The following is an 8,813-nucleotide window of genomic DNA, read 5'->3' as shown; positions in this document are numbered from 1 at the left end:
GGGCGTCAGGAAATTGCGGTCCGACGGGCCAAGGATGAAACGGACCATGTCCTGCACATAGGCGCTGTCGCTTTCCGCGCCCAGTTTGCGCGCGCGGTCCTGAAAGTTGCCTTCACCGTCTTTCAGCATCTGGAACGCGGCGCGCAGCGCGGTGATATCGGCACGGTCCACGCCTTTGCGTTTCAGCCCGACAAGGTTCAGCCCGTCCAGCACGCCGCGCGGCGCCTGCACCAGACCGTGCGGCACGACATCCGCCGTGACCATGGTCACTGCCCCGATGATCGCGCCCCGCCCGATCCGCACGAATTGATGCACGCCGCACAGACCGCCGATGATCACATCATCCTCGATCACGCAATGGCCCGCCACGGCAGAGGAATTGACGATGATCACCCGGTTGCCGACCTGCGCATCATGGGCGACATGACAGCCCGCCATCAGCAGGCAATCATCGCCGATGCGCGTGATGCCGCCGCCCTGTGCGGTGCCGGTGTTGATCGTGACATGTTCGCGAATTCGGTTGCGTGCGCCGATGCGGAGCTGCGTTTTTTCGCCGCCGAATTTTAAATCCTGCGGGATTTCACCGATCACCGCGAAGGAAAAGATGGTGCAACCGTCGCCGATATGGGTGTCGCCTTCGATCACCACATGGCTTTTTAGCGTCACGCCTTCGCCCAGTACCACATCGGGGCCAATCACGCAAAACGGCCCGATATCGCAGCCCGCGCCGATCAGCGCGCCATTCGCGATCACGGCAGAGGGGTGAATCCCCACCATCAGCCCTGCATATCCATCATTGCGGTGAATTCCGCCTCGGCGGCCAGTTCGCCATCGACGGTCGCGACACCCTTGAAGCGCCAGACCTTACCGCCTGGTTTGCCGCGTGTCGTGGTGATCTTCATTTCCAGCACGTCGCCCGGCACGACCTTGCGACGGAATTTACAGGCGTCGATGGCCATGAAATAGACCAACAGATTGCCGTCGGTCAGGCCAAGCGACGTGCCAACCATCACGGCGGATGTCTGGGCCATCGCCTCGACAATCGTTACACCGGGCATGATCGGGTTGCCGGGAAAATGGCCCTGAAAATAGGGTTCGTTCATCGTGACATTCTTGATGCCTGTCGCCGATTGCGTGCCATCGATGCTATGCACCTTGTCCACCAGCAGGAACGGATAGCGGTGGGGCAGGATTTTCTGGATCAGCTGGATATCGGCGGTGGTCACGGGCTCGGACATGATTTTTCCTTGTTCTTGCGGCTTGATAACCTGACTAGCAAGCCGCGAAGCGCGCGGCAAGCGCGGCTATTGGGTACCGTCGCCCAGCATTTCGTCAATCCGGCGCACCGCGTCGTCGGTGATATTGGCGGATCGCACCGACAGCACAACGTTGCGCTGTTCCAGCACCATGGCAGCACCGCGTTCGAGCATGATATTTGCGACGATGGCCTGCACGCGTTCCTCGAACGCGGCGCGGGCCTGCGTGGCCTCGGTCTGCAGCTCGACCGTCTTGGCCTCGCGGTCGCGGCGGACCTCTTGCACGCGCACGTCAAAGGCCGTGGCCTCGGCCCGGAAATCATCGGGCTCCATGCTGGCGCGGCGCTGGGTCAGGCTGCGTTCTTCTTCGGTCAGTTCGGCGGCGATGGCGTCGTTTTCGGCCTGCAGTTCTGCCGATTTCTGCGCCAGATCGGATGCAATACGCCGCCCATATTCGGTTTCAAAGAACAGCCGTTCGCTGTCGATGATCAGAACAGGCGGGCCGGCCGGCGGCAGTTCCTGGGCTGCCGCCGGCATCGCCAGCAGCAGACAGACAAGCAACGCACGGCCGGCCCACATCAGAAGCTGGTCGAGATCGTGACGTCAAAGAACCGGGTCCGGTCGCGGTCCTGCACGTCCAGAGGTTCGGTAAAGTTGAAACGCAGCGGCCCGATGGGCGTGGTCCAGAAGATCGAGGCACCGACCACAGCGCGCGGGGTGAAATCGTCATATTCGACCTGATCTGGATAGCCTGAATCCCAGACAGACCCGTAATCGGCGAACACGCCGCCGGTGATCCCGTATTCGCTTGGCAGACCAAGGGGGAATTCCGCCTCAAGCCGGGCCACGGCAAAGGCGTTGCCGCCGATAGCATCATCAAAGGGTTCATTAGAGCGTGGACCGATCCCGCCCGCCTCGAAGCCGCGCATCAGGCGGCTGCCAAGAAAGAAACGGTCGGTGACGCGGCTTTGCCCTTGCTGGTAATCCAGATAGCCGCCTTCGACGGTGGCGCGCAGCGTCACTTCTTCGTTCAGCACCCGTGTTTCGGCACCGGCCAGCGCCGTGGTTCTGATGAACTGGCTGTCGCCAAAGCCGAATTCCTGACCAAAGCGCAGGATGATGCCGGTATTCGGATCAAGCCCTTCGCGGCGGGTGTCGTAGCTGTAGGAATAGCCCAGCGAATTTGTCGTGACCGCGCCAATCTCGGCCTCGTTCACGATGATCGGGCTGGCATCGTCGGATACGTTCGACAGATCGGTATAGTTGAAGGCGTAAAACACTGTCAGGCGCCCGTTTTCGCTGACCGGAAACGCCAGTGTCGGGCTGAACCGGAAAGATTGCGTGTCATAAAGCGCGTTTTCGCGACTGGTTTGCAGATAGGATAACTCGATCCCGGCGCGCAGGTCACGGCCCAGCAATTGCGGTTCGGCAAAGCGGAACGACAGCCGCTGATTGGTCGCCGCTGTCGAGATATCGAAATCCAACCGCTGACCGCGCCCCTGAAAGTTGCTTTGCCCGTAAGACGCGACAAGCCCAAGGCCGGTATCGGTGTTGTAATTGGCCCCGAAAGACAGGGTGCCTGTCGGCCCTTCGGTCACGTCGACGTCGACGATGACCTGATTTTCCGATGACCCCTGCCGGGTTTCGACATTGGCATTCTGAAAGAACCCCAGCGCACGGATACGCCGCGCGCTGTCGCGGATTTCGCGGGGGTTGAAAGGGTCGCCTTCGACGACGCGGATCTGGTTACGGATCACCCGGTCCAGCGTGGTGGAATTGCCCTGAATGTCGATCCGTTCGACAAAAACGCGCGGCCCTTCTGTCAGCACGTAATTCACATCAAGCGTCAGGTCACGCTCGTTGCGGGTGATACGGGGTTCGACCTGCAGGAAATTGATGCCCTGCTGAACCGCCAGCCGTTCCAGCCTTGTGATGTCGGTTTCAATCGGCACCGGCGAATAGACCGCCCCTGCCCTGACACGGATCGCGTTCTGGAAATCGGCTGCATCGACGCCCTCGATGGCGCTGCTGACGGTGACATTGCCGAAATTGAACTGCTGGCCTTCACGGACGTTGAACGTCACCAGATAGGCGTCGCGTTCCGGTGTCAGTGTGACATCGACGTTCAGCACTTCGAAATCGGCAAAGCCGCGCGAGCGGTAGAAATCGGTCAGCAATTGCCGGTCCTGATTGACGCGGTCGGGCGAGAATGTGTCGCGGGTCACCAGCGCGCGGAAAATCCCCGCCTGTTTGGTATCCAGCACCCGGCGCAGCCGTTCGTTGGAATAGGTGCGGTTGCCAAGGAAGGACACGCGCTCAATCTCGGTCACGCCGGATTCGGTGATCTCGAACACCAGATCGACGCGGTTTTCCGTCAGCCGGATGATGCGCGGTGTGACCACAGCATTGATCCGGCCCTGATTGGCATAGGCCTGTGTGATCGCGGCGGTATCCGCCTCGGCCAGAACGGGGTTGAAGACACGGCGCGGTTCCGATTGCAGCAAGGGCAGCAATTGCGCGTCGCGCAGGCGGCTGTTGCCTTCAAGGCTGATCCGGTTAACGGTCGGGAATTCCACCACCTGAATGACCAGCGTCCCACCCTGCGGGATCACGTCGACGGTTTCAAACAGGCCCGATTCCCGGATTCGTTGCGCGGCATCGTTCAGTTCGGCGGTGGACAAGGATTGCCCGGCGCTGATCCCAGCGATTGTCAGCACCGTGCCATCGGCCACCCTTTGGTTGCCCTGCACGGATACGTTGTTGAACGCAAAGCCCTGCGCGCTGGCGGCACCGGCCGTGACCATGGCCAATCCTGTCACCGTTGCGACCACGCGTGCTGTCGCCATGCCCTGCGCCAAAGCGCGCCCACCAATTCTTTGCATTTTTCGTCGCCTGTCCTGATGTCCCTGTTGTCAAAGGGAGTAGCCGCATTAAAAGCCGTTGTCAAAAAGACAAAGCCATCCGATCAGCGGGATTTTCGCCACTGTTGCAACACTCACCGGCAGAAGATGGTATCGTTGAGCACGGTAAACGACATCATCGTCAGGATCAGCGCCAGTCCGAGGAACATGAACACCTGCACGGCACGGTCCGACGGCTTGCGGCGGGTGACGGCCTCATAAGCGTAAAACACCAGATGCCCGCCATCCAGCACCGGGATCGGGAACAGGTTGATCAGCCCGACCGCCGCCGACAAGGCCCCGATGAACCAGATGAAACTCTGCGTGCCCTGCCGCGCCATCGATCCGCTGGTTTCGGCGATGCCGACGGGACCCGACAGGTTGCAGGTCGAAATCTGCCCGACAATGATATGTTGCAGCGCCGACAGCGATGTCGTGGCGGTGTTCCACAACCCTTCGACCCCCAGACGCCCGGCTTCGAACAGGCCCACGGTTTCGGTCTGCGCGTCAAAGAACAATTGCCCGGTGATCCCGATCCGGTAGGTCTGCGCGAAACCACCCTCAGGCTGGGGTTCATCGGTGATGCGCGGGGCCAGCGTGACGTCGATATCGCGTCCGTTGCGCCAGATCGTCAGGTCCAGCGGTGCGCCTTCGGCGGCGATCACCCTTTCCTGCAATTGCCGGAAGGCAAAGATCGGATCACCATCCACCGCCGTGATCACATCGCCGATCCGTAGCCCGGCGTTATCCGCCGCCGACCTGGGTGCCAGACCTGAAATCAGCGTTGGCATCAGATAGGGACCGGTCACGTCGATCTGGCGGTCATCGCGGATCACCGTATAGGTCAGGTTTTCCTGCAACGGCAGCAATTCCAGCAGCGATTCTTCCCGGCCGTCATCGGTAAAGGGGATGCCCTCGACCGCGATGATCTGATCGCCGCTTTGCAATTCGGATGTGAAAGCGGCCGGCAGGTCCTGCGCCTGACCGAATGTCACCGGTTCCGTGGCGCGCCCCTGATACATGATCGAGCCGGTAAAGATCGCGATGGCGAGGATGAAATTGAACAAAGGCCCCGCCGCCACGGTCAGCGTGCGCGCCCAAAGCGGGGCACCGTGCATCGTCCGGCGCGCATGCGCGGGGTCGACGCTGTCGTCCGATCCGACGCTGGCGGCATTGGCATCGCCCAGGAATTTGACATAGCCGCCCAACGGCAATGCCGCGACCTGCCACAGCGTGCCGTGTTTGTCGGTGCGGCTGTAAATCACCGGGCCAAAGCCGAGCGAGAACACCTCTGCCTTGATGCCGCACCAGCGGCCCACGATGTAATGGCCATATTCATGGATCGCCACGATCACCGACAAGGCAACCACAAAGGCTGCGATCATGAAGGCGAAATTGCCGAACATCGGCACGAATTGCATCAGATCCAAGGTGTTATCCCAACTGTCTTATGATTTCGCCCGCATAGATCCGGGCCAGCCTGTCGGCGTCTAGCACGCTATCTAGGGTCATGTCCCGCGTTTGCAGCCCATCCCCCGATGACATTTTGACGAGCGTGCGGTCCACCACCGCAGACATCTGCATAAACCCGATATCCCCGGCGATGAACCCGTCCAGCGCGCGTTCTTTCGCCGCATTGAACACGGCACCGGCCAGCCCCCCGGTTTCCATCACGAAACGTGCCAGCGCCAGCGCAGGATAACGATCCTCTTCCGGGGCCGCGAATGTCAGCGATCCGATTTTCGCCAGATCGAGCCGTTCGACTGGCAGATGCCGCCGCTGCGGCCAGTGCAGCGCATAGCCGATGGCGTGGCGCATATCAGGCGGGCCGACATGGGCCATCAGCGCGCCGTCATTGAAACCGACAAGTGCGTGGATCAGGCTTTCGCGATGCACCAGCACCTCGATCATACTGGAAGGGACGCCAAAGAATTCCTTGGTTTCAATCAGTTCCATCGCCTTGTTGAACATGGACGCGGAATCGATGGTGATCCGCTGCCCCATGTCCCAGTTCGGATGGCTGGACGCCTGCGCCAATGTCGCCGTCGCCAGCTGATCCTTGGGCCAGTCGCGGAAGGCACCGCCGCTGGCGGTGATGATGATCCGTTCGACCGCCGCCATATCCTCGCCCACCAGCGCCTGAAACACGGCGGAATGTTCGCTGTCGACGGGCAGGATCTTTGCCCCCGACGCCTGCGCGCGCGCCATCAGCAAAGGGCCTGCGGTGACAAGGGATTCCTTGTTCGCCAGCGCCAATGTGGTGCCGTGATCCAGCGCAATCATCCCTGGCACCAGCCCTGCCGATCCGATGATCGCGGACAAGGCCCAGTCGACGGGGCGCATCGCCGCCTCTGCTATCGCCTCTGGCCCTGCGGCGACGGCGATGCCGGTGCCCGACAGGGCTGATTTCAATTCATCATAGCATTCAGGATGACACGTCACCGCAATATCGGCGCGCAACGACTTGGCATCATGTGCTAATTTGTCGATATTTCGACCACCCGTCAGGGCGACGACATCATAGGCATCCAGATCGCGCGCGATCAGGTCAACTGCGCTTTGTCCGACTGATCCGGTGGCGCCGAACAGGGTAATCCGCCTCAAAACGCGACCCCGGGGATGTCGAAAATATCGGCGATCACGATCATGAAGATCGCCCCGCCCAGCAGCGCGTCGAACCTGTCGAACAGCCCGCCATGACCGGGGATCAGGGTGGATGAATCCTTGACCTTCATCCGCCGTTTCAAAGCGCTTTCCGCGATATCGCCCATCTGCCCGGCAAAGCTGAGCGCCATGGAAATCGGAACGATGATCAGGCCGACATTGGTGAAGATCATGAAAATCCCCCCGACCAGACCCGCGCCCACCCAGCCCGCGACGGTGCCGGACCATGTTTTCTTGGGGCTGATCGCGGGCCAGAATTTTGGGCCGCCAATGGCCTTGCCCGCGAAATAGCCAAAGATATCGGTGACGATCACCACCACCATCAGCCAGAGAATCCACGTAAAGCCGAAATCATTGCGGAAATGCACCAGACCCCAGCCTGCGATCTGGATGCCAAAGGCAAAGATGAAGAAAGTCTTGACCTCGGTCCGCAATTGCGTGGCGCCGATCACCGGCGCGATCAGGAACATCAGCAGCGCCCAGTTGCTGTCGTAGGTCAGTTGCCCCGACATGACGGATGCAACCAATGCAGCCAGCAGCATCCCCTTTGTCGGCTCGCCCGGGCGGATCATCATCCACAACTCCCAGACCATGACGGCGGAAACGAATACCACCAGCATCTGAAACCAGACACCGCCCAGAATGACGCCCACCGCGCCGATCGCCGTCATCGCCGCGCCAGAGGCGAAGCGGATCGTCAGATCGTCCCATTTCGCGGGATTTGGTGCCGCCCCCGACATGATCAGGCCATCACTGCGCCAAAGCGGCGTTCGCGCTGGCCATATCGCGCCACCACCCGCCCGAATTCCGCTGCGGTGAAATCGGGCCAGAGCGTATCAACGAATTCATATTCCGCATAGGCCGATTGCCAGAGCAGGAAATTGGATATCCGCGCCTCGCCACTGGTGCGGATCACCAGATCGGGGTCGGGCAGGACATGGGTATCAAGGAACCGTGCCAGCGTTTCGGCATCAACATCCTTGTGGGTCAGGCGCCCCATCTCGACCTCATAAGCGAGCCGTTTGGCCGCGCGCGTGACCTCGTCACGTCCGCCGTAATTCAGCGCGATGGTCAGGTGCAGCAGATCATTGCCCGCCGTCAGCAGTTCGAGATTGTCCATGAGGCTGACCAGTTTGTCGTCCAGACGGATGCGGTCGCCAATGAACCGCACCCGCACACCGCTGCTGTGCAGATCCATCGCCTCGCGCTGGATATATTTGCGAAACAGGGTCATCAGCCCGGCGACTTCGCTTTGGGTGCGTTTCCAGTTTTCGGTCGAAAAGGCAAACAGGGTCAGATATTTGACGTTGTTTCCGGGGCAAGCCTTGAGGATTTCGCGTACCCGGCGCGCGCCCGCATGATGCCCCAACAGGCGCGGCCGGCCACGTTGCTGCGCCCAGCGGCCATTGCCATCCATGATGATCGCCACATGATCGGGGCCGGTTCTGTCACTGTCCTGGCGCATTGCGGCCCCTTTAACTGCAGGCCTCAGACCTGCATGATTTCCGCTTGTTTGGTTTCCAGCGTCTCATCGACGGTCTTGATATGCGCATCGGTCATTTCCTGCACCGTGGTTTCCCAGAATTTCTGGTCATCCTCTGACAGGCCATCGGCCTTGGCCTTTTTGATCTGGTCCATGCCGTCGCGGCGCAGGTTGCGGATCGAAACCCGCGCGCTTTCGGCATAGTTCCCGGCGACCTTGGTCAATTCGCGGCGGCGTTCTTCGTTCAGTTCGGGGATCGGCAGCATGATGATCGTGCCATTGAGCTGCGGATTGATTCCCAGCCCGCTTTCGCGGATCGCCTTTTCGACTTTGCCGACCAGCGCCTTGTCCCAGACATTGATCGTCACCATCCGTGGTTCGGGCACGTTCACGGTGCCGACCTGATTGATCGGCGTGGGCGATCCGTAGGCATCGACCATGATCGGTTCCAGCATCGACCCCGACGCGCGACCGGTGCGCAAGGACGCCAGTTCCACCCGCAGATTGGCA

The 8,813-nt window shown here is 60.8% G+C and carries 9 protein-coding genes; all 9 read right to left on the bottom strand.

What is annotated here, in order from left to right:
- A partial coding sequence (gene lpxA, locus ACK4TM_RS15975; RefSeq protein ID WP_409703075.1) for an acyl-ACP--UDP-N-acetylglucosamine O-acyltransferase occupies positions 1–777 on the bottom strand: 777 nt, incomplete at its 3' end.
- On the bottom strand, positions 777–1,238 hold the full coding sequence (gene fabZ, locus ACK4TM_RS15970; RefSeq protein ID WP_409703073.1) for a 3-hydroxyacyl-ACP dehydratase FabZ: 462 nt from the start codon (positions 1,236–1,238) through the stop codon (positions 777–779). The genes lpxA and fabZ, both read right to left, overlap by 1 nt.
- Before the next feature lie 66 nt (positions 1,239–1,304).
- A complete protein-coding gene (locus ACK4TM_RS15965) occupies positions 1,305–1,835 on the bottom strand; it encodes an OmpH family outer membrane protein (protein ID WP_409703070.1) in 531 nt (176 codons plus the stop codon).
- Positions 1,835–4,138, bottom strand: coding sequence for an outer membrane protein assembly factor BamA (gene bamA / locus ACK4TM_RS15960; RefSeq protein ID WP_409703067.1), 2,304 nt, complete (start codon positions 4,136–4,138; stop codon positions 1,835–1,837). Before bamA ends, ACK4TM_RS15965 begins: the two co-directional genes overlap by 1 nt.
- Positions 4,139–4,251: 113 nt before the next feature.
- Complete coding sequence (gene rseP / locus ACK4TM_RS15955) at positions 4,252–5,586, bottom strand: RIP metalloprotease RseP (RefSeq protein WP_409703064.1); 1,335 nt, start codon at positions 5,584–5,586, stop codon at positions 4,252–4,254.
- A gap of 4 nt (positions 5,587–5,590) precedes the next feature.
- Entirely contained in the window at positions 5,591–6,760 is a 1,170-nt protein-coding gene (gene dxr, locus ACK4TM_RS15950) for a 1-deoxy-D-xylulose-5-phosphate reductoisomerase (protein WP_409703061.1), read from the bottom strand.
- The gene (locus ACK4TM_RS15945; RefSeq protein ID WP_409703058.1) at positions 6,757–7,560 is read right to left on the bottom strand and encodes a phosphatidate cytidylyltransferase; all 804 of its coding nucleotides are present in this window, start codon (positions 7,558–7,560) and stop codon (positions 6,757–6,759) included. Before ACK4TM_RS15945 ends, dxr begins: the two co-directional genes overlap by 4 nt.
- A 2-nt stretch (positions 7,561–7,562) precedes the next feature.
- Positions 7,563–8,285, bottom strand: coding sequence for a polyprenyl diphosphate synthase (uppS, locus tag ACK4TM_RS15940; RefSeq protein ID WP_409703055.1), 723 nt, complete (start codon positions 8,283–8,285; stop codon positions 7,563–7,565).
- 23 nt (positions 8,286–8,308) lie between these two features.
- The coding region (gene frr, locus ACK4TM_RS15935; protein ID WP_409703053.1) for a ribosome recycling factor at positions 8,309–8,813 on the bottom strand (505 nt) is incomplete at its 5' end.

Origin of the sequence: Yoonia sp. (genome assembly GCF_046292185.1) — a bacterium.
GTDB lineage: Bacteria > Pseudomonadota > Alphaproteobacteria > Rhodobacterales > Rhodobacteraceae > Yoonia.
This window is presented reverse-complemented; position numbering and strand designations above follow the sequence as displayed.